Source organism: Pseudoalteromonas sp. OANN1 (genome assembly GCF_024124685.1).
In the GTDB taxonomy this organism is placed as follows: Bacteria; Pseudomonadota; Gammaproteobacteria; order Enterobacterales; family Alteromonadaceae; genus Pseudoalteromonas; species Pseudoalteromonas piscicida.
In genome coordinates this window covers 63,984-85,770 of sequence record NZ_JAMXSE010000018.1, presented here as the reverse complement: position 1 = coordinate 85,770, position 21,787 = coordinate 63,984, and the positions used below count along the sequence as shown (strand labels likewise).

The 21,787-nt window shown below is 43.8% G+C and carries 23 protein-coding genes; 10 read left to right on the top strand and 13 right to left on the bottom strand.

The features are described 5' to 3' along the window. Window positions 1-29: 29 nt before the first annotated feature. A complete protein-coding gene (locus tag NH462_RS15255; protein WP_253106422.1) occupies window positions 30-791 on the bottom strand; it encodes a hypothetical protein in 762 nt (253 codons plus the stop codon). A gap of 95 nt (window positions 792-886) precedes the next feature. Here NH462_RS15255 and NH462_RS15250 point away from each other — a divergent pair, with 95 nt between their 5' ends. The 3 genes from NH462_RS15250 to NH462_RS15240 all read left to right on the top strand — a co-directional run bounded on the left by NH462_RS15250 (window position 887) and on the right by NH462_RS15240 (window position 2,777). Continuing rightward, entirely contained in the window at window positions 887-1,324 is a 438-nt protein-coding gene (locus NH462_RS15250; protein ID WP_010376255.1) for a hotdog fold thioesterase, read from the top strand. Window positions 1,325-1,401: 77 nt separating this feature from the next. Next, a complete protein-coding gene (locus tag NH462_RS15245; protein ID WP_010376257.1) occupies window positions 1,402-1,620 on the top strand; it encodes a hypothetical protein in 219 nt (72 codons plus the stop codon). Between the two features lie 71 nt (window positions 1,621-1,691). Next, window positions 1,692-2,777 carry an NAD(P)/FAD-dependent oxidoreductase gene (locus NH462_RS15240; protein ID WP_010376258.1) on the top strand — a complete coding sequence of 362 codons (1,086 nt, stop codon included), beginning with the start codon at window positions 1,692-1,694 and terminating at the stop codon, window positions 2,775-2,777. Here the strand turns inward: NH462_RS15240 and NH462_RS15235 are convergent. The 5 genes from NH462_RS15235 to NH462_RS15215 form a co-directional block, all read right to left on the bottom strand. After that, window positions 2,774-3,313, bottom strand: coding sequence for a DUF4124 domain-containing protein (locus NH462_RS15235; RefSeq protein ID WP_010376260.1), 540 nt, complete (start codon window positions 3,311-3,313; stop codon window positions 2,774-2,776). The genes NH462_RS15240 and NH462_RS15235 overlap by 4 nt on opposite strands. Window positions 3,314-3,326: 13 nt before the next feature. Continuing rightward, complete coding sequence (locus NH462_RS15230) at window positions 3,327-4,094, bottom strand: hypothetical protein (RefSeq protein ID WP_010376262.1); 768 nt, start codon at window positions 4,092-4,094, stop codon at window positions 3,327-3,329. A 104-nt stretch (window positions 4,095-4,198) separates the two neighbouring features. Then, a complete protein-coding gene (locus tag NH462_RS15225) occupies window positions 4,199-4,939 on the bottom strand; it encodes a phosphoadenylyl-sulfate reductase (RefSeq protein WP_253106418.1) in 741 nt (246 codons plus the stop codon). A gap of 38 nt (window positions 4,940-4,977) precedes the next feature. After that, window positions 4,978-6,699 carry an assimilatory sulfite reductase (NADPH) hemoprotein subunit gene (gene cysI / locus NH462_RS15220; RefSeq protein ID WP_017219201.1) on the bottom strand — a complete coding sequence of 574 codons (1,722 nt, stop codon included), beginning with the start codon at window positions 6,697-6,699 and terminating at the stop codon, window positions 4,978-4,980. A 44-nt stretch (window positions 6,700-6,743) separates the two neighbouring features. Beyond that, window positions 6,744-8,561 (bottom strand): assimilatory sulfite reductase (NADPH) flavoprotein subunit, encoded by a 1,818-nt coding sequence (locus NH462_RS15215; RefSeq protein WP_010376268.1) that lies wholly within the window; start codon window positions 8,559-8,561, stop codon window positions 6,744-6,746. A gap of 300 nt (window positions 8,562-8,861) precedes the next feature. Here NH462_RS15215 and NH462_RS15210 point away from each other — a divergent pair, with 300 nt between their 5' ends. Next, complete coding sequence (locus tag NH462_RS15210; RefSeq protein ID WP_010376271.1) at window positions 8,862-10,472, top strand: endonuclease; 1,611 nt, start codon at window positions 8,862-8,864, stop codon at window positions 10,470-10,472. Window positions 10,473-10,531: 59 nt separating this feature from the next. Here NH462_RS15210 and NH462_RS15205 read toward each other — a convergent pair whose 3' ends face one another. Both NH462_RS15205 and NH462_RS15200 read right to left on the bottom strand, forming a co-directional pair. After that, window positions 10,532-11,701, bottom strand: a complete 1,170-nt coding sequence (locus tag NH462_RS15205) for a DUF3103 family protein (protein WP_010376273.1) — start codon at window positions 11,699-11,701, stop codon at window positions 10,532-10,534. Window positions 11,702-11,819: 118 nt separating this feature from the next. Further along, window positions 11,820-12,200 (bottom strand): hypothetical protein, encoded by a 381-nt coding sequence (locus NH462_RS15200; protein WP_253106416.1) that lies wholly within the window; start codon window positions 12,198-12,200, stop codon window positions 11,820-11,822. A 155-nt stretch (window positions 12,201-12,355) separates the two neighbouring features. Here NH462_RS15200 and NH462_RS15195 point away from each other — a divergent pair, with 155 nt between their 5' ends. From NH462_RS15195 to NH462_RS15180, 4 genes are all read left to right on the top strand, one after another. After that, window positions 12,356-13,066 carry a hypothetical protein gene (locus NH462_RS15195; RefSeq protein ID WP_253106413.1) on the top strand — a complete coding sequence of 237 codons (711 nt, stop codon included), beginning with the start codon at window positions 12,356-12,358 and terminating at the stop codon, window positions 13,064-13,066. A gap of 85 nt (window positions 13,067-13,151) precedes the next feature. After that, window positions 13,152-13,772, top strand: coding sequence for an endonuclease (locus NH462_RS15190; protein WP_010376279.1), 621 nt, complete (start codon window positions 13,152-13,154; stop codon window positions 13,770-13,772). Between the two features lie 63 nt (window positions 13,773-13,835). After that, complete coding sequence (locus NH462_RS15185; RefSeq protein ID WP_253106411.1) at window positions 13,836-15,428, top strand: S41 family peptidase; 1,593 nt, start codon at window positions 13,836-13,838, stop codon at window positions 15,426-15,428. Further along, window positions 15,428-15,814, top strand: a complete 387-nt coding sequence (locus NH462_RS15180) for a hypothetical protein (protein ID WP_010376283.1) — start codon at window positions 15,428-15,430, stop codon at window positions 15,812-15,814. Before NH462_RS15185 ends, NH462_RS15180 begins: the two co-directional genes overlap by 1 nt. 233 nt (window positions 15,815-16,047) lie before the next feature. On the opposite strand, the gene NH462_RS15175 is transcribed toward NH462_RS15180, so the two are convergent. Then, window positions 16,048-16,935, bottom strand: a complete 888-nt coding sequence (locus tag NH462_RS15175; RefSeq protein WP_010376285.1) for a LysR family transcriptional regulator — start codon at window positions 16,933-16,935, stop codon at window positions 16,048-16,050. A gap of 107 nt (window positions 16,936-17,042) precedes the next feature. Here NH462_RS15175 and NH462_RS15170 point away from each other — a divergent pair, with 107 nt between their 5' ends. Further along, complete coding sequence (locus NH462_RS15170; protein ID WP_010376288.1) at window positions 17,043-17,609, top strand: NAD(P)H-dependent oxidoreductase; 567 nt, start codon at window positions 17,043-17,045, stop codon at window positions 17,607-17,609. Window positions 17,610-17,730: 121 nt separating this feature from the next. After that, window positions 17,731-18,417, top strand: coding sequence for a 4'-phosphopantetheinyl transferase superfamily protein (locus NH462_RS15165; protein WP_010376291.1), 687 nt, complete (start codon window positions 17,731-17,733; stop codon window positions 18,415-18,417). Between the two features lie 177 nt (window positions 18,418-18,594). Here NH462_RS15165 and NH462_RS15160 read toward each other — a convergent pair whose 3' ends face one another. The 4 genes from NH462_RS15160 to NH462_RS15145 form a co-directional block, all read right to left on the bottom strand. Beyond that, window positions 18,595-19,110 (bottom strand): DUF2489 domain-containing protein, encoded by a 516-nt coding sequence (locus NH462_RS15160; RefSeq protein ID WP_010376294.1) that lies wholly within the window; start codon window positions 19,108-19,110, stop codon window positions 18,595-18,597. Then, on the bottom strand, window positions 19,110-19,697 hold the full coding sequence (gene yihI, locus NH462_RS15155) for a Der GTPase-activating protein YihI (protein WP_017219192.1): 588 nt from the start codon (window positions 19,695-19,697) through the stop codon (window positions 19,110-19,112). Before yihI ends, NH462_RS15160 begins: the two co-directional genes overlap by 1 nt. Window positions 19,698-19,721: 24 nt before the next feature. Beyond that, window positions 19,722-20,375 carry a class I SAM-dependent methyltransferase gene (locus NH462_RS15150; protein WP_253106410.1) on the bottom strand — a complete coding sequence of 218 codons (654 nt, stop codon included), beginning with the start codon at window positions 20,373-20,375 and terminating at the stop codon, window positions 19,722-19,724. A 636-nt stretch (window positions 20,376-21,011) separates the two neighbouring features. Then, window positions 21,012-21,644 carry a c-type cytochrome gene (locus tag NH462_RS15145; RefSeq protein WP_010376301.1) on the bottom strand — a complete coding sequence of 211 codons (633 nt, stop codon included), beginning with the start codon at window positions 21,642-21,644 and terminating at the stop codon, window positions 21,012-21,014. Window positions 21,645-21,787: the final 143 nt, after the last annotated feature.

Below are 21,787 nucleotides of genomic sequence, written 5' to 3'. Positions count from 1 at the left end.
AATGGAAAAGACGGCTCCGGCCGTCTTTTTTAAAACCTGCGAGTGTAAATCAGCGTAATGGTATTGATGCCACCATCATCAAACGCACTGCCAATTCCAAACTTCAGCGCCGATTGTGAACTAAACCAATAATCAGTCTGTAACTCCACTACCGATTGATCAAAATCATCTTCTCGTAATCGAGCTGATGCAGATATCTGCCAATTCTTAGCCAAATAATAGCCAGCATGGATCTGCCAAAAGTCGATGTCTGCTGCGACTTTTTGCATTTTTACATCCCATCCAACGCCATTATCAATCTCTGTATAACGAAAAAATGGCGCAATTGCCGTTTCTGTATCTCGTTCATCCACTCCGTAGTTATCAAATTCTGAGCGCTCACCGATGAGCGTAACCCCAAGCTGCATATTATCACTAACAAAACGTCCCACTTGGACCAGCGCTATCGTATCTCGCGTCGCAGTAAAAAGTGCAGAGTCATCTCTAAATTGGGTTACATCTACAGCAACTCGCCAGTCTCGCCCAATAAAGAATTCAGCATCGGCTTGGTAAAGGTGCCAATCATCATTTTTAAAACCACCTATAGAGAAGTTGTTACTCTTTTGCAGGTACCCCTGTAAACCATAGGGTGTGCCATCATTCTTTAACTCAGTAAGATAGTGTCGATACTGAACACCTAAGAATCCATCCTCAATCTCTAAAAACTCTCCGAAGCCAACACTTACTTCATGAGAGTTGGCTATACTGAAGCCTGAATAAAATAACAGTCCTATCAGCGATAATGCTTTCATACTTTCCCCTTTATGTTAATGAAACGATTGTAACTATGAAAAAAAATCGCCATAGTAAAAAAATGTAAGCATATGTATTCAAAAGAGAGACAAGCATGGCAATCTGGTTCAAACCCGTAAGTGTAGAGTTGTGCAAAAAGCTGGAAGATGGCATGACGGGTAAAGGTACGCTCATGAAAACGTTAGGGATAGAAATCAGCGAGGTGGGTGACGACTACTTAGTTGCTACTATGCCAGCCATTCCTGAACACCATAACCCTATGGGTATGGTCCATGGCGGCGCAAACGTTGCTTTAGCGGAAACCGTTGCAAGTTACGCAGCAAACTTTGTTGTAGATACCGAACAATTCTACTGTGTAGGGCAGGAGATCAATGCTAATCACTTAAAAGCATCAAGAACAGGCATACTCACAGCTATTGCTAAACCTGTACATCTCGGTAAACGTTCATCTGTATGGGAGATCCGCATCACTAACAGTCGCAATGAACTATGCTGTATTTCCCGAATGACCGCCGCCGTAGTATCACGCTAAAACTTGATCTATCACAACTACAAAAACGCAAAACCACCTCATCATTATTGCAACACAAAAAATAGTGAGGTGGTACTGTGTCAACTCAAAAGCTTTGGCCTCTGCATATGCTCATCGTAGCGGGATTGATTTTAATTTTTACGGGCCACACCATGTTAACGAGCGACTGGTTGAATGATCTCGGTCCGAGCGGTTTTATAATTGGTGCGAGCTGTGTCGCGCTCGGTCTCATTTGTTCTTTACCGACTAAAATATATCTGACCATTTTACTAATGCGTCGAGAGCACCGAGATTAGCGTATACCAGCTTGATATTGGGTTGGTTTTACTGCACCCTGAGCGTCTAGGTTTATGAAGGTACTCAGTTTGTGGAAAAGGTCGACACTCTAATTATTGGCGCTGGCGTTGTAGGCTTAGCAATAGCAGCAAAACTCAGCCATAGCCGCAGCGTTATTGTTATCGATAAAGAATCTCGTGTTGGTGAGCATACAAGTAGCCGTAATAGTGAAGTGATCCATGCGGGCATTTACTACCCTTATGGTAGCTTAAAGCACCAGCTCTGCGTTCGAGGAAAAGCACTCCTTTACACACACTGTGAACAGCTAAACATCCCCTTTCATCGACTCGGTAAATTCATTGTTGCGACAAACGCAGAGGAAGCGCAAAGCCTAGAACAAATAAAGACTCGTGCCCATGCTAACTCTGTCACGGATATTGACTTTGCTTCATCCAAGACCATCGTTCAACAGCTCAGCCATTTGAAAATACATAGCGCACTATTCTCTCCCTCCACCGGTATTTTAGACAGTCACCAATTTATGCTGTCACTCATCGCTGAGATTGAAAGTAATGGGGGGATTGTTGCGACGCAAAGTGAGTTTATGCACGCACAGCAATTAGGCAGTGATTTTATTGTTGCGTTGCGCTGCAATGGCGAGCAGTTCGAAATGGGCTGTAGCCAGCTGATAAACAGCGCTGGGCTGAACGCCCCTGATGTGCTCAATAAAATTACCGGTGATAGCAACAAAGCCATCGCCTATTATTGTCGTGGCCGTTACTATCGCTATCAAGGTAAGCACCCTTTTCAACAGCTCATCTACCCTCTACCTAACACGCATGGATTGGGCGTACACGCGACATTAGATTTAGCTGGGCAACTCAAGTTTGGCCCTGATACCGACTATATTGAAAACATTGATTATCAGTTTGATGACTCCCAAAAAGCGCGCTTTGTCGCGGCAATAAAGCGATACTGGCCAACTTTGGATGAGAGTAGGCTCACAGCGGATTACACTGGGATAAGACCTAAATTAAGCAAAGAAAAGCAAAGCGACTTTGTAATTCAGTTCGAGGCAACCCATGGAATATCAGGCTTTGTTAACTTAATGGCGATTGAGTCACCGGGATTGACCGCAAGCCTCGCCATTGCAGAATATATTGAACAACGACTTTAACGCTGGTTTTCCTCCAGCGCCTTTTCAAGCTGTTTCGTTCTATCATCCATCAGCTGTTGGATGTTTTTCGCATCTTCCATCACCTGTTTTACCGCTTTTGGATTTAATGCCGTTGGTAATGCCGAAGCAGCTTCTTTACTTACGGCTTGCTCTGGCTGTTTATTCAGAATGCTCGTGTCTTCGGCTGCTATCACGGTAATTTTGCGCTCGTCTAATTGATAGTGCTGCGACTCGCCGTTTGGATTGGGTTTATCAGAGTAGTGCCATTGTCCTTTGGCGTCCTGCCAACGATACACTTGTACCCCTGATGTAGGTTGTTGAGTATCGTCACTCACAAGCTCCTTCGTGTGGGTTTTCACTTTATCAAGCGCTGTCACACCTTGATACGTTAATTCTGTTACCTGCTGCTCAACCTTGTTGGTCAACGAATTTACATTTAACCATGGCTTTCCATCAGGGCGCTTCAATACAAACAAACTGGCTAACGCCACCAGCATTATCATAATCATCAAGTAACTTGCGGCTTTCATCTTCATACTCTGACTTTCCTTAGAGCCCATACTTTAACAGTATCAGCTTAAATTGCTCCGTTTTTTTAAAGTCAGCATAAAAGCGATTGAAGTCATCACACAATTTTTTCGCTCTTTGAGTGCGACCAAACTGCAATTGTAACGGTGCCACATCCGAAACGCCGCGCACGCTGATGGTACTTTTTAATACTGGATATTTCAGCTGTAACCAACGCAGTGTTGGTGCACCAACAATAGAAAAAGCAAGACTTTTGTCACTTCCGCCCGCAAGCACGGACAAGATATCAAATTCTGAGTAGTAGTCTTTGCGCTGCAGCAAATTACTGTCAAAATACGGCTCTAACTGAGGGTAGGTATAGCCAAATCGACCTAAAAATAGATGCTCATTTAAGCCGTTTACATCAAAGTGTTCAGCCTGCTTGTGTGTAACAAAGACATCTTCAATTGTGTAAATTGGCGCGCTCCAACACATTTGCATTGTGCCACGATACCAATGTTCAGACTCCATCCGCACATCAACATTCCCTCGCTCGATTTCTACAGACGAACGCTTTTCTGGATAAACAGGGTAATTTGGTTGGTAATGATATTGTGCTGCAAACAGCTCGAAAATATCAATAAGCACACCCTGCTCTTGGGCATGTTCGATAATAAAGGGAGGATAATACTGCACTGCAAAGTTAATAAACGTTTTGCTTTCTTCCGCGGTTTTAGCGTGGCCAGCAAAAGACAAGGTACAACTAAGTAGCAATAATAACATCGTCTTTGGAAAGTAGATCAAAGCCACCTCCAAGACCTTGAACAAATAATAGACTAAGTATGACCGATCGCAGGGATTTTCCAAGTCAAAAAACCAGCCACACTCAAATCTACTATATGAACATTGCGGATCTAAATACCATCACCATCAATATGCAACCCACACTCACGATTTAGACCGAAGAAGCGTGTTTCTTCCTCTGTCATACCAGGTTCAAGCTTACGGGTGGTGTGAACATCCCCCATAGAAACATAACCTTGTTCCCAGAGTGGGTGATAAGGCAAATCAAACTTTGTAAGATATTGATACACATCACGATTATGCCAGTCAATAATAGGGTAAAACTTGACCGTGCCGCGACTGAGCTCAACGATTGGCTTATCCGCACGCGTTGAAGACTGTTGACGACGTAAGCCACTGAACCAAGTACCTGCGCTAAGTTCACGTAACGCTTGAGTCATCGGCTCAACTTTGTTTAGGGTATTGTATTTTTTAATCCCTTCTTCGCCTTGCTCCCATAACTTACCATACACCGCTTCTTGCCAAGCAGGACTCTGCTTAGCACGGTATATTTTAAGATTGAGTGCCAAACGCTCTGACAGTGATTCAATAAATTGATATGTCTCAGGAAACAAATAACCCGTATCAGTAAGTACCACGGGAATATCAGGCTGCTGCTGAGTCAAAAGGTGTAACATAACCGCAGCTTGAATACCGAAACTAGAAGACAAAAAGTGAGTATCCGGTAAGTTTTCCAGTGCCCAAGCCACTCTCTGCTCGGCAGTTTTATCACTCAGTAGGACATTAGCATCCGCGAGTAGCATCTGCTGAGTTGCGCTGTCCAGAGTCAATATTTGCTTAAAATCACTCATTTTCTCATCCAATGGGCAGCCTAGCTGCCCGTTCTAAATCAAGCGTGGAAATCAGTTTTTGACACTTTTACTTCCGCAACGATTTCTTTGCGGATGACATAGTCACCAAAACATTCATCTTCGCTGCGCTCACTGACCCACTGACCAATCAACTCATCTAGCGCTGGCAGGAAGACGTCTTCGCCGACATTCTCCAAATACAACTTAGGAATGCGAGTACCTGCACGGTTACCACCTAAATACATATTGTATTTGCCAGGTCCTTTACCCACGAATCCAACCTCAGCTAGCATCGCTCGGCCACAGCCGTTAGGACAGCCAACTACACGAAGGATAATATTCTCTTCAGCAACCTCATGCTTGGCGAGCAACCCTTCTACCTTTGTCACAAGCTCAGGTAAATAGCGCTCCGCCTCAGCCATCGCAAGTGGACACGTCGGTAGCGATACACATGCCATCGAGTTTTTACGCTGCTCTGAATGCTCGCTATCTATCAAACCATGCTCGCGGGCAATTTGTTCGATTTGTGCTTTATCCTCAGCTGCAACTCCAGCAATAATTAAGTTTTGGTTTGCTGTCATGCGGAAATCCCCTTTGTGGATTTCTGCAATTTTGCGACAACCTGTTTTAAGTGGTTTATCTGGGAAATCTAAAATACGGCCATTTTCGATAAACACCGTTAAGTGATGCTTACCATCAATACCTTCAACCCAACCAAAGCGGTCACCACGGTGGGTGAATTCATAAGGACGGCTTGGCTCAAACGTCATACCGGCACGGTTTTCAACTTCCGCTTTAAACGCCTCTGTGCCAAATGTATCTAGCGTATATTTAGTTTTTGCATTTTTACGGTTTACTCGGTTACCCCAGTCACGTTGCACAGAAACCACATGCTCAGCAACGGCAAGTGTATGCTCAAGCGGAATAAAGCCAAGGTCATCAGCTTTACGTGGATAGGTATTAACGTCACCATGGGTCATCGCCAAACCACCACCCACAAGCACGTTAAAGCCAACTAGCTTGCCTTCATCTGCGATAGCAACAAAGTTGAGATCATTGGCATGCACATCGACTTCATTATTCGGAGGAATAGTAACGGTGGTTTTGAATTTACGTGGTAGATACGTATCACCCAAAATCGGCTCTGCCGTTGTCTCGGTTTTTTCACCGTTCAACCAGATTTCAGCGTAAGCTTTGGTTTTAGGTAGTAAGTGCTCTGAAATTTTAGCCGCCCACTCGTACGCTTCTTGGTGTAACTCAGACTCGACCGGGTTAGTTGTGCATAATACGTTGCGGTTTACATCCCCCGCCGTCGCAATAGAATCGATACCTACGCTATTCAGCAGTTGGTGCATCCCTTTGATGTTTGGCTTCAATACACCGTGGAACTGGAAAGTTTGGCGCGTTGTCAGACGAATGCTGCCATACATGGTTTTATCCGCTGCAAACTCGTCAATCGCCAGCCACTGATGTGGTTTTATGATACCGCCTGGCATACGAGCACGAAGCATCACGTTATGCAGTGGCTCAAGGCGTTGCTTAGTACGCTCTGGGCGGATATCGCGGTCGTCTTGCTGATACATACCGTGGAAACGGATCAATTGGAAGTTATCCGCAGTAAAGCCGCCGGTTAGTTGATCGGTCAGATCCGTTGAAATTGTGCCACGTAAGTGGGCACTTTGTGACTTCAAACGCTCATTATCAGAAAACTTTGCGTTTGCATCGAGCTTACTATTCGGTTTGATTTCAGAATTGCTCATTGTCTTTCCTACATTAAAATTGGCTGACGGTATAACAAGACGCGTTAGTAAACGTCTTTCTGATAACGGTTTGCGCTACGCAATGCTTTAAGGTATTGCTCAGCTTGTTCATCATCTTTCCCTCCATGGGTTTTAATGATGTCGATAAGTGCTTGGTGTACATCTTTAGCCATTCTGCTAGCGTCACCACAGACATAAAAATGAGCGCCCTTTTCAAGCCATGCAAATACAGCTTCGCCCTTCTCGCGCAGTCTATCTTGCACGTAAATCTTTTCTGCCTGATCACGACTAAATGCCAAATCTACATGTGTTAATAAACCCGACTTTACGTAATTTTGAATTTCTACTTGATAAAGGAAATCTTCTGTAAAGTGTGGATTACCAAAGAACAGCCAGTTTTCACCCTCAGCGTCACGCGCCTCACGCTCTTGCAAGAAGGCTCTGAACGGTGCGATACCTGTACCTGGGCCAACCATGATCACAGGTGTAGCATTGTCGACAGGTAACCTAAAGTTGTCGTTATGCTCACTGAATACTTTCACTTTCGTACCTTCTTCAGCACGATTCGCCAAATAACCTGAGCAGCCGCCAAAATGCTTTTCACCAAAGGTATCAAATTCAACTAAACCTACGGTTAAATGCACCTCTTCTTCCACCTCAGCTTGGCTTGACGCGATAGAGTACAGGCGCGCTTGTAATTTGCGACAACAATCAACTAGCGCTTGCGCCTCAATGTTGGCAGGATTTTGCTTAATCACATCGAAGATTTGACGTTCTTCAATATAAGCACGCAATGCCGCTTTATCGTTTGCAAGTGCGCTTAGTTCCTCATTCCCAGTCGCAATCGCATACTTCTCAACAAAGCCAGGATACGACTGTGTTAGCTCAAGATGTTCAATCAACGCCGTTTCTAATGAAACGGTGAGTTCACCTATTTTTACGGTTTGTGTTTTGTCGAGTTTTAAGACGTCGATCACCGCCGCCACTTCTTGTGGATCATTTAAGAAATACACGCCAAGTGAATCACCCGGCTGATAAGTGATATCGGAACCTTCAAGCGAAATTTCAATGTGACGCACATCTTTGCTTGAGTTTCTGCCAGTGATCTTTTGTACCACACTAAGCTCGGCCGCGAATGGGTTTTGCTTTGTATATTGGCTCGCTGCGGCCTGAGGCGTACCAAACGGCATGCTGATAACGTTACCACCACCCGCTTGCTGCTGAGCTTTAAGCGCAGGCTCCAACGCATCTAGCGCCTTTGCGATCCACGCCTCTGCTTCAGCTTCATAATCCACATCTAAGTCAGCACGCGGCACAACAATTTCAGCACCAAGGGCAGCCAAGCGCGCTTCAAAATCCTTTGCTGTTTGGCAGAAGAATTCATAACTTGAATCACCAAGGCCAATCACAGCTTGCTTTACACCTTCCAGTTTAGGCGCCTTCTTACCGGCTAAGAATTCATGCAATGCTTCTGCATCTTCTGGTGGTTCTCCCTCACCGTAAGTAGAGACAGCAATCACTAAGAACTTCTCTTTTTTCAGGTTGGCTGGTTTGTAGTCAGCCATATTGACCAACTTAGTCGTCAAGCCACGCGCTTCCGCCTGAGCTTTAATTTGGTTTGCAACCCCTTTTGCGTTACCGGTTTGTGAACCAAATAAAATAGTCAGAGGTGCAGACTCGTCAGCGCCCGCTGTTGCTTGTCCAGCAATACCTGATAATGCAGCTGAATTTGCGGTTGCAGCTAAATAGCCACTCACCCATGCCTGTTGGATTGGATTTAACTCTCCAACTAAGCCTTGTAGTTTTTGCAGTTGTTCATGTGTCAGCGGACTTGCTGCAGCATTAAGTTGACTTAACAACATCATGGATCCCCGTACCCAAAAGGTTTTGCTTGCTCATTGCATAACTGGCTCGCACGCAGCGTAGCCTACTTTTATTAGCGTGAAGCATACGTGGCAAATTGAGAGATCAAAAAGAATAGAATCTGCTTTTATATTCCTTTTAGTTATTGAAGATTGAAAAGTCCAAAGAAAACAGATTAAAAGAAGTTCGATATTTAACCGTCAAAAAGTTTAACATTGCCGTAACAGTTTTGATGCAAAATCAAACTGTCATACACAGACAAATCAATAATACAGATAATCATAATAATGAGACTAACAATGAAACACGGGAAATATATAAACCTAATACTCAGTTCTTATTGCTCAATACTCAGCTTAAGCGCTGTTGCAGAAGTTACAAATGGCAGTTTTGAGAGCTGGAGCGGTCAAGTCCCTAGTGGATGGACGACGATAGACTCGGGCATCACACTTAGCTCGGTTACGACACCAATAAAAGACGGTAATCGTGCCGCAGCGGTACAGGTAACCACTGCTACACAAAGTAGCACAGACTTACAACAGCAAGTAAACGTTGAAGCTGGTAAAAGCTATCAATTTAGTACTTGGGTCTATCACACGGAAGGTGGTGTCAAAGCACGATTAGTGGTGGATGGCTATCATGGCTATTCAGATCAGTTCAATATCGGGCAGTGGCAACAACTTAGCTATACCTACACCGCAACTGCAACCACAGCAATTAACGTTGGCTTACGTTTTTACGATGGCAGTGGTTTTGACGGTAATGAAACTGTCTACGTTGACGGCTTTGGTCCAACTTCTACCACACCAGAGCCGCCTCAGAGCTGTCAAAATAATAGTGTCACTCTCGCTTTGATGACCGATAATTATGGTAGCGAAACAAGCTGGCAAATCACTAATACAGCAAACACAATAATGGCTAGTGGTAGTGGCTATAGCAATAATCAATCGGTAAACGAAAATCTATGCCTTAACGACGGTAGTTATACGTTTACGATTTTAGACAGCTATGGCGACGGAATTTGTTGCACCAATGGTAATGGCCAGTATACCTTAACGCACGCTGGTACAACGCTCGCTTCCGGCGGCCAGTTCAGCAATCGTCAAGATCATGCCTTTACGCTTGGCACAGCCACACCGCCCCCTTCAGGCGATGGTTACTATGCCTCAGCTGCTGGACTTAGCGGTTATGCACTGAAAACAGAGTTACACCAGATTATTCGTAACCACCAATCACAAGGTTATTCTGCTATTTGGAGCTTTATCGATCAGAACGAGCGCGACCGCTATTTTGAAAAAGATAACAGTATATTAGATCGCTACTCTGAAAAGCCAACGGCAAATGATAGTGTTACTTATGTCTCTACCGGCTCACAATGCGGCAGTTACAGCGGCGAGGGCGATTGCTATAATCGTGAACACTCATTCCCTAAATCTTGGTTTGGTGGCCAAGTAGAACCGATGAATTCAGATATCCATCATATTTTTGCTTCCGATGGCTATGTAAATTCAAAGCGCAGTAACTATCCATTTGGTGAAGTAGGAAGCGCTTCTTATACCTCAAGTAATGGTAGTCGCTTAGGTTCTGCATCTGGTATTAATTACAGCGGTACCGTATTTGAGCCTATTGATAGTTTCAAAGGAGATTTTGCTCGTGCCTACTTCTATATGGCAACGCGTTATCAAGATGTGATTGCAAATTGGCAAAATAATACCAGCTACAGTAATGCGGTACTCAATGGCACCCAGCAGCAAGTCTTCGAAACTTGGGTCGTCAACATGCTAAAAAGATGGCATAACGAAGATCCTGTCGATGCCCTTGAGCAAGCGCGCAACCAAGCAGCTTATGAATTTCAGGGTAACCGAAATCCATTTGTAGACCATCCAGAGTTCGTCGAAGCAATTTGGTAACTATAAATAAAAAAGGCCAGTAACTGGCCTTTTTTCAATAACATCATTTTGGCTAATATTTAGCGAGGGTTAATTGTAAGTGGCTCAATCGTCACTTTCGCATTACCACTTGCGCCCATATGCCCGTTGTAAGTTTGTCCTTCAAACAAGGTGTAAAACACATCAACGTAGTCATCATCGTTAGTAAACCAATGGCTTGGCATCGCTTTGATCAATTGATTCGTCAGTTGCGGGATAATCGCATAACCTTGAACATTAGGATCAGGAATAGCGCGCATCACTTGAGTCACAATATCCAAAAGTGTTGTTGCTAAGTCTTGATAGTTAGTATTGTCGTCTTGCTCCATCAGCAATAGATCTGCCGCTTGCCAACGATATCGCTCCCAATGAATGATAATTTGATTAGGCGTATAGTCCGTACCATCGTGGTCCAAATATGGCATATCCACAATATCCAGAACGGGCTCATCTCGGGATGGGTTGACACCTGTTACAATGCCGTAAACTTCCGCAGCCCCAGATACCCAAGGCTCTTCATCGTCATTTAGTCTGATTTTCTTCAATACACTGGTTGAAATCGGCTCAGCATCATCGTTGCTCTGCACAGCTGTTGATGGCATTGCTAAGCCTTGCTTGGCAAACACTTGCTTCATTACCTGAATGCCTTCTTGTTTTACCTTGTCACTATCAAGTTCAACGATTAGCACAGGTCGCTCTGGCATTGTATGTGCGTCAAGTAAATGCAATTGGCCATGCTCATCAAAGGCCTCTACATATTGCCAGTGCTTATCATCACCTTTAGGCGCAAAAGCAATTAATGGCGCTTCACCTTGTTGCCACTTTGTTAGCATTTCGCTAGAAGCAATACGCAGCTGATACAGATTAGAGCTATAGTCAGTCAGACCTTTTAATGAACGAGTATACTGGTTCGCTTCTGTCATGAGCTGCTTAGTCGCCCCCTGAACTTGTAGCTGCTCCAGTGAAACGGCATCCTGATACTGGCTAAGTTGAGTTTGAACTTGGGGGCCTACGTGATTAAGTGATAGTGCTAATTTTTTCGCAATTTGCTTCTTTATATCAGCTACTTGAACTGGTGCAGCGTTAAATTTATCAAGCTGCTTAAGTGAACTGTAGGTATTAAGGCTAGCCTTGTCTGCCGCAAAACTTGCGAAAGACATTCCGCCGAGCATGGCTATCATTAGGGTAGAAAGGGTTACATGTTGTTTCATCTTGCGTTCCTAGAAATAATCCGTGTTATGGAATAAACAAGATAAAACAACAAAAATAAATTATCAATACATTAACATAGTTAACATATAAAACAATTTAATCTAGCTTTTAGAGTTTTTATTCTTCTACTGGATAGATAGTAATTTCTATACCGGCACCTATTGCAGAGATCCTAAGCAACGTATCTGCCTGTAGTGCTTGCGAAAAGCACTTGGGTGACATGCCTGAGTTAAAGCCAATATCAAAAGTTCGCTTGGTACAACCTAGCCATTGCTTAAGTGCCGCTTTAGAGCAAGACTCAATTAACTCACACAGTTGATTAATCGCTTTGTCAGGGGTTAATTCATTGGTATTTGCTTCGATGCGAGCCAATTGACGATAGTCATCTTGATCGTAATGCAGCACGATAGCATTTTTCTTTAAATCCGAAACTAGCGCACTGATATCCTGCTTTGACTCCAGTTCCAAATCGACATTTAAAAATTGAATTTCAGACATGTATTAAAAGCTACCTTGTAAAGCTAAATCTAGTAATGACTTATTTATCAGAGTGATAAGGACATTACTTATTGGACAATGCGACAATTTGTCACATTCTACGCACCGTGCGTTATAGTTATCATACTCACGAACAACTAGAATAACATATTGTGATGATTAAAAAACTGCTAAAACCCGCACGTAAACTCCACAAATACCTTGGCTATTTACTGTTTTTACAGATCTTTGCTTGGCTATTAGGCGGGCTGGTCATGAGCGCGCTCCCATTGGAAAAGATCCATGGTAAACACTTAGCGCATAGAAGCTTAGACAACCCCTTTCCCACTGCTGCGTACCAAGCTGATCTCAATCAGTTAGTACAAAACACAGTGCAAGTACGTCAAATCCAGTTCGGCCATTTTCTCGATACTCCCATCATCAAACTCAACCAAGATGAAAAGCTCATTTTCAACGGGATAACAGGCGCACCTTTTACCACACCAAATCAACAGAAAATAATACAACAGGCCAATCAACACCTATTAATTGCAGCGGATGTGAGTCATATTGAACGACTTGCCACAGCTCCCAGAGAAGCAGGTTACAAGGAGGATGTTTGGCGAGTCGAGTATAACGATACCCTCTCCACTACGCTGTATCTAAGTGCAGCCAGCGGTGAAGTTGTGACGGTTCGTAGTACGTTGTGGCGCATCTTTGATTTTTTTTGGATGTTACACATTATGGATTACGACGAACGTGAGGATTTTAATAACCCCTTGCTCATTTCCTTCGCCGCTACGAGTGTGCTCTTTTGTCTAACAGGGATATTGTTATTATTGCAATCTCCACCTTGGCGAAAACGCCGCCCTGCACTTAATAAATAAAGGGGTTTACCGTATACGCTTGTTGGTATTGATGATTTTTTTGATATAGTGACATTCCCTGTATTCCACCATTTGGTGAGAGGTTATGTCACGATATTGCTATATCTTAGCGCTTAGCTTATTTGTATTAACAGCTAACGCTCAAGAATTCACGTCTTTCTCAAAAGCAAAGAAACATTTATCACAACAAGTTACCGACAATACCCGCACGCTTTATTGTAATTGTAATATCAAAAAGCAAGGCAAAAAGCTGGTACCGGATCCCGCAAGTTGTGGTTATACCCCGAGGTTACCTTACACTCGCAATGGCAAAGAAAACGCCCGTGCTCAGCGCATTGAGTGGGAGCATATCGTGCCTGCGTGGGAATTTGGACATCAGTTGCAGTGCTGGCAAGATGGCGGAAGAAAGCACTGCCGTAAAGTCAGTGAGCAATTTAGGAGGATGGAAGCTGATATTCACAATCTTGCTCCAGCGATTGGCGAAATCAATGGGGATCGATCTAATTTCCGTTTTGGTATGTTACCTAGTACTGAAGCAAATTATGGTGCGTGTCCAGTCAAGATAGACTTTAAATTACGCCGAATTGAACCTCCAGAATATGCAAGAAAACGCATCGCTGAGGCGTATTTTTATATGGAAAAAACCTACGGGCTAAAAATCTCCCCACAACAGCGGAAATTATTCACGGCTTGGCAGAAACAGTGATTGCGAGATAACCCAAGCAGTGCTAGTTTTTAGTCATACAACTAAAACAGGAACGTGAATACGATGCAACGTATTACTCTAGTTTTCGCATCAACAGCAATGAGCTTGTTATTAGCCGCTTGTGGTGGCGGTGGCAGCGATTCATTAGGCACCGATAATCCAGGTAATAACACGGGACAAACCGAGCCGCCAACTTGGACGTTTAATCAATTTCCTGCGTCAAGTCAGTTTATTAACTATTGTGCCTCCCCAAGAACGGGTACAGACAAATATAACAACAACCAACCTTATCCTGATAAGGGTGGTACGGCGATGCATGAAAAAATGTGGCTCCGCTCTTTTACCAACGAAACCTACCTTTGGTACGACGAAGTACTAGATAACGACCCAACACAATTCGATACCGTTATTGATTACTTCGAGCAATTAAAAACAAGCCAAACAACGGCGTCGGGTAATGCCAAAGATCAATTTCATTTCTACGAATCTTATGAAAGCTTCCAAAAAGAAGCGCAATCGGGTGTTGCAACCGGTTATGGCATTCGTTGGGCGGCCATATCCACATCACCACCACGTAATTTTACTGTCGCCGCAGTAGAGCCTAATTCACCAGCCGCGAATGCAGGGATCGTACGTGGAGATAAGATCCTCTCGATAGATGGCGTCGACTTTATTTCAAGTGATAATACCGCTGCGCTAAATGCTGGCCTATCACCAGAGCAAAGCGAGCCACATAACTTTGTATTTGAAGATAAATCAGGCAACGAAAAATCCGTTACCCTGACTTCAGTCGATATTGAAACCTCACCGGTGCAAAACGCTAAAGTCATTAGTTATGGCGGTAAGCAGGTTGGTTATGTGCAGTTCAATCAATTTATTCCAACAGCCCAAGAAGGGTTGGTTGAAGCCTTTACTCTATTTAAAACACAAGAAATAGACGATTTAGTACTCGACATGCGTTACAACGGCGGTGGTCGCGTCATTATGGCAGCACAACTAGGCTATATGGTTGCAGGCAACAGCAGCCTAAATAAAACCTTCACTTATAGCACCTTAAATGACAAGCGTACTGCTGAAGAAGAACGAACAGAATTTGAGTCTAGAGCTATTAACTGGGCTGAAAACAAGTTTACATCCACCACTTTGCCCACCGTAACCTTACCTAGAGTTTATATCCTCTCGACACGAGGCACGGCCTCTGCCAGTGAAAATGTAGTTAATGGCCTGCGCGGCATTGATGTTGAAGTCTTTTTGATCGGTGGTACCACTCGAGGTAAGCCCTATGGCTTTGTGCCCGCGCAAAACTGCGGCACGGTTTACTATACCATTCAGTTTGGTTCAGAAAATGCCAAGGGCTTTGATGCTTATGCTGATGGCTTTACCCCTTCAGGAGCGTCAAGCAGCGGTGAAATTGGTCTGAGCGCACAAGTGCCAGGTTGTATTGTCGCAGATGACTTCTCAGCACCGCTAGGCAGTCAAGAAGAAGATCTTTTCGCCGCAGCACTGACGCATATAGATACCGGTCGTTGCCCAAATGTAGCGCAATTTGCGCCTACTGCTCAGCCACAGTATCAAAATAAGGAGCATGCGGTTACGCTCCCAGTCTATCCACTGCGAGAAAATGCAATTTTAATGAAGCCCAAGGAGCCGCAATAATGGCGCTGCTAAAAGCGGTGAAAATCACCGCTTTGGCTTTATTGATGCAAGCGTGCAATAGCGCGCCTGCATCAACTTCGGTTAATGAAGCTGTACTCTCGACATCTTCGCCCGAAGTGTTATCACAACTCAAGCAAGCTATAGTAAAACTCAAAGGCGGTTTACCACCGACTCTCGCAAGTACCGTTTTTCAACGTAGCCCAACACTACTGCTTGAGCATGGCCAAAGCCTAGATGGCAATGGCAGTCCAATTTTAGGCGCACATAATCTCGCTTATGAGAGTTTCATCTTGCAGCTTCGTGACACCCAGTGTGTGCTCTACTATCCGAAAAAGGATACTTATGTCGTGCTCAGTAAAGTTAGCTGCAAAAAGCTGGAAAAATAACGCCAGCCGTAATTCTCTTAACCTCATACCAATTGTATTAGGTAAATGAGCTATTTGAAGCGGAGAAATAACTTTAGTAGCTCCGCTCTCGCGTCCTGCTACCGCCAAGGTACCTATATCCATATAGGCAAGGCAAAAATTTTGCTATTTAGTTGTTCTAAATGAGAAATTTTTAACGACGCTAATATGGTATTTCACCCTTCAAATTGATTGGAGACTTAGTGCAATTGGTATCAGTTCAGGTTAGCAAAATGGCGCTTTAACACGTCACATAATGCCTGTACTTTGGCCGTTCGATGAACCAGTACATGGGTAACTAGCCAAACTTGGCTTAGCCATTTTAACTCATCACGCAACACCGGCTGTAAATCTGGGTAACGTTTTGCTACATCGTGCTGTAGCCCACCAATACCTAAGCCATTAACAATGGCACGCGACGCATCTGACGTTTCAGATACCCTAAGCGTCACTTGTGTCTCAGGGATATGTTCATCTACCCAAGCGAAATATGGCACTCTTGCATTAAATCCGGCCACACCAGAGACAAAGTAATGCGCCTGTAACGCTTCAAGTGTTTTAGGGATCCCCATACGCTTGATATAGCTTGAAGACGCATACAAGCCTGCTTCTAAAGTATTTAGATGCTGCACTATGTAGTCGGGCTCATCGGGCTTTGGTCCTGCCCTCACCGCTACATGCGCCTGTCCGTGATCTAAGCGTAAACGCTTTTGGTCGAGAATGACTTCAAGTTGTACCTGTGGGTGTAATTGCTGAAAAGTCAAACAAGGCTCCGAGAGCATATCCATAAAGCCACTGACCGTTGTCACCAAAAGCTTACCTCTAAGCTGACTGTCCGAGGCAACAATAGAAGTACTCAACTCCATCAAGCGCTCGTCTATTTGACTCGCCGTCGCAAGTAGCTTTTCTCCAGCCTGTGTTACCTGATAACCTCGGGCATGACGGTGAAATAACCGCGTTCCCAATGCTTCTTCTAAGCTATTTATTCGTCTCAGTACCGTACTGTGGTGGATCTCTAAATGCTCAGCCGCCGCTGATAAGGTGCCAAGCTTGGCAACCGTGTAAGCGACCTTAAGATCCTGCCAATCTGTGAATTTATCCATAACCACCTCTGTGCATATATGCACACAAGCTTTGCGTTTATTTCGGTTTTGTGCAAGTAAAATTTTGCTACTATCACTTTAACGAAACAAAATAAGGTATCAGCAAGATGACTACAGCAAAAATTATCGCACTAGCAGGCAGTTTAAGAAAAGACAGCTACAACCAATTACTCATCCAAGCCGCGGCAAACTTTGCACTAGAAAGTGGCGCAGAAGTAGAAGTGATCAAGTTACAAGATTTAGATATTCCAATGTTCGATGAAGATCTTGAAGCGCAAGGCACACCAAAAGGTGCTCAACTTTTAAAAGACAAGCTGCGCGATGCCGATGGTATTCTATTAGCAAGCCCAGAATACAATGGTTCTTTCACTGCGGTGCTCAAAAATGCAATAGACTGGGCGTCTAGAACAGAACAAGGTGCAGTGCCAGCATTTAGAAACAAGGTAGTGGCGCTCTATGCAGCCTCACCAGGCGGCTTAGGTGGATTACGCGGCCTAAACCATGTCCGTGATGTGTTGTCTGGCATTGGCAGTTTAGTACTCGCAGACCAATTGGCTGTACCTGGCGCATTTAATGTATTTGATGACCAAGGTAAAATTAAAGACCCAGAACTTGCTGAGAAAGTATCAAGCCTCGCTCTGCAACTGGTGTCCGTTGCAAGTAAGTTAAAATAGCTTTTAATCTCTCGTTCATATCTTGCTATGGACGCTTAGCTCATGCACACTAAGCGTCCAAAGCGAATTAGAGGCGCAATATCAGCCTTGTAATAATGGATACGAATAACGGGAGTCAGCTTTGCAAAGCACTCAGAGTCACCTATTTACCCCCTATCTCTCACACCATTTTCATTGCATTCAGTTTGATCCTGACAGCTTTGACGCGCTTTCCTTTGAACAACAAAATATACTCCTGCCCGCTTCACTTGATAAAGCGGTAGCGAAAAGGCGAGCTGAGTTTTTAGCGGGACGAATATGTGCCAAGACTTGCCTAGCGCAATTTGGACAAGGTGACTTTACGCTGCTTAACGGCTCCGATCGGGCGCCTATCTGGCCTGCTAATATTGTTGCCAGTATTACGCATACTCGAGGGATCGCGGCTGCGATTGCTACAGATGATATCGCCGTGAAAGGCTTAGGCATTGATATCGAAAGAGATATGAAACCGAAGCAAGAAGTCGAACTACAACGACAAATTCTACATCCTGAAGAAGCTGAAATTTTTGCGCTGTTCGGCGAGCAAGTGCACTGCCCATTGACTGTTATTTTCTCGGCCAAAGAAAGCATATTTAAGGCACTTTATAGCACGGTGCAAAAATTCTTTGGCTTTGATGCCGTCAAGCTGACTCAGTTTGATGACAAGAAACTTATTTTCACTTTGGTGGAAACGCTACACAAGGATTTAGGCGAAGGACAACAAGTGGAAGTATATTACCAATGCAAAGACGCTTTAGTGCTGACCGAGTGTGAATACATTGCAGAGTAAAATCATACCTGTTTGACTTAATACTTATAGCAATTAGTCTTAACTCTTGCTCAGTTTGAAGGAATAAATCTGACGCTAGCTGCGTTAAAAGTTTCTTATTTATAATTAAAAACGCCCACTTGGGGCGTTTAATCGAAGTTTGGATAAGGATTCACTTACCCATTTTCAAAAGGAAACTTACTGAAACACGACATTTTCACTGCCAGCAGCCGCTTTAAAGCGCGCTATCAGCTTTTCACAGTCCTGTAAGATCTCCGCTTCTAGGCGCTCTTCAGCACGCCAACGCTGGCTATCCATTTTGAAAATCTCTTTTTTAGAATACTTCTTACGCGCGTCATGAGTTGGCATTTCTTTGACTTCATCATACATCTGATAAACACCAGGATAACTCTGTTGTAAGTCAACTTCCTCGTCAAAGCTATATTGCGAGATGAGTACCCAAACTCGTAAACACCCTTCAGAATATTCACATTGTTTTTCCTTCATCGCACGCGCGATCAAGTTAACGCTATCCGCAATTTTTCCATTGCGCTGCTGCCGTGACTTTTCAAGCTCAGCAGCCTTTTGCTCGCGATGTTTGGCAATCTGCTCTTTTTGTACCTTCAGCTGCCATAGTAATTTACCCGCGTAAAACGCCAGTCCAGCAATAATCAGGGCACCAATAATGATTGCGATGATCCATGCAGTATTCATTACTTATCATCTTCCTCAAAGTCGTCGTCTAACCATTCATTTGCTAGATCATTACTCATAAACTGATCCATTGGATCATCATCTAGCATATCGCCTTCTTCAAACTCATCATCAATTCCTAAGATCTCACATAGTTCCTGATGACGTGCAATGCCGCGATTGAAGTATTTCGCATCTTTACCAGTTAGCAGTTCACCGCGTTCATGGCGTTCAAGTAGCGCCATCAAGCGTTCGTCATTTTCTAACTGCTCAAGCTCTTGCTCTGGAGTTAACGTCTCTACCGCTGTAGTTAACTTAACTTGTGGCTGTAGATGGCGCTTCATCTCAGGCTGTGTATTCGACTCAGCCGATTGTGGCTCTGCAACCAAAGAAATGGGCTTTTTACTACCAACACGCGGATCTTTATTGGTCGTCGTGTTTGATTGCTCTTTCACTAGGATCTCTGGTGCATTTCTCGAACCCGGCTTTTTACCCTTGGTTTTTTTGCTACGCTGCTCTTTAAGCGCACGTAACGCTTGTAGCTTTTCTTTACTCAGCCTTGGTGTTCCATTGGCTGCAACTTTACGTGTCTTTTTCTTTCTGGTCATAATTGGTTATCCAAAATTCTCGCGCTAACTACGCTTGGTGAGAATGATGACATCATTCCCAATAAATTCTAATTCACAATCCTGCTGCGCGGCAAAATACGCAAAGCTTTCTTGGCTAAAAAATGAAATATGCGTTAGGTCATTTTTATAGTGCCAATTCGCAAAGCGTGCTTTATCAATGACGAGCTTGGTCATCAATGCCAGCGACTTTCCCACTTTTAAGCATGCTAACAATTGCGTTAATACTTTTGCAGGTTCTGCTAAATGTTCCACCACTTCTGTACTCACGATAAAGTCATACTGACGAGTCAGTACACTGGCATCATTAGCATAGTACAGGTCAAACAAAGCCACCTGATGCCCAGCTTCTTCAAGCATTTTCGCAAGCAGCGGGCCTGGCCCACAGCCAAAGTCTAAACCTTGGCTTGGCGTCACCAAACGCGCCAACAGTGGATCCGCCACTCGTGCTAGAAAGCGACGATAGCCTTCATCGGCCAGATCGTTTTCATGGCTATCATAAATGGCCTTTTCTTGAGCTGGTGTTAATCTCGACTTGGGATCAACCATCACCAACTGGCAGGTTTGACATTGCCAGTACAGTCGATACTTGTCTTGATGGTAGGTTTCAAGCTGATTACCTTGGCACAGGCCACAACTGAATAGAGTTGAATCTTGCAATGGTCGACAGTGATTGCTTAATAAGGCGGCTATTGTATCAGGTATAATAGAGGCAACCAAATAAAAAGGCGGCAGAGATCACTCTCTACCGCCTACTAATCTGAGCGTCACAACTGGACACTTCTCCCTTCGACTTTTAAGTCTTATTATTATTCTTTTTATTTTATTGTCGTCCGTATTGTTTTTATTTTAGACTTCCGTGACACTTTCCATATTGTTTTTATTATGAGACTTCCGTGATTTTCTTATTCTCGGTCTTCCTGACGCTTTCTTGATAGTCCTTCGTATCCAACTAGATACACAACTTTGCCACCTACGCTTCCGTATCGAATTGTCCCTTTTTTTGTATTGCTTGGCGACAACGAATAATCTACGCTCCTGAGCTTGAGTTACAACTGTTTAATAACAAATTTCTTACCTTAATTTTTTTAATTAAACAGAAAAAAGATGAATTACATAAACTTACACTGAACAAGAGCTTAAAAATAAGCTAAAACTCACATGTTGCACAAGCAAATGTCTTACATTAAAAGTGAGATATATCTCACAACCTCAACAACAAAAAAAGGCAGCCTATGCTGCCCTTTTTTCAATAGTAAGAGTTTACACTGAGAGAGGTAAACTCACTATACGACTTTAGTGTAGACCACCTAAGTACTTAGATAATACTTCGATGTCTTTGTCTGTAAGCTTCTGCGCGATATCACGCATCATACCATTCATGTCATTGTTACGAGTGCCATCACGGAACTTCTCAAGCTGTGATTTGATGTACTCAGGGTGCTGGAATGACACTTTAGGGAACTTAGCTAAAGAAGTACCGTTACCACGAGGACCGTGACACGCAGCGCAAGCTGGAATACCACGCTCAGCATCACCGGCTTTATATAGCTTCTGACCTGCAGCAACAACATCTTCCGGCGTTGAACCAGCAGACATAGATAAAGAAGAGAAGTATGCGGCTAAATCTTTCATATCTTGATCTGACAGCGGCATAGCCATACCACTCATCACAGGATCCATACGCCCTTCTTTACCACCAGACGTCATACCTAGCTTAAACTCTTGTAGCTGCTTATAGATATAATCTGCATGCTGACCTGCGATTTTAGGATACATAGTCACAGGGGCATTGCCATCTGGACCGTGACATGCTGCACACGTTGCAGACTTTGCTTTACCTGCTTCCGCGTCACCATCGAATGCCGATGCGTTGCTTGCTGACAACGTACCAAGCAACATTGTTAAAGTTAATGCTATTTTTTTCATGGTAAATTCTCTGTTTCCGACCCTGTAATTTGTACCCTCGCGAACAAAGTCGCTCTCTTTATTGCTCGGGCAAATAATACCAATCAGTACTAATTAGGTTGTTATGTTAATCAGATGAATCATACATGCAAACTTAGCAAATA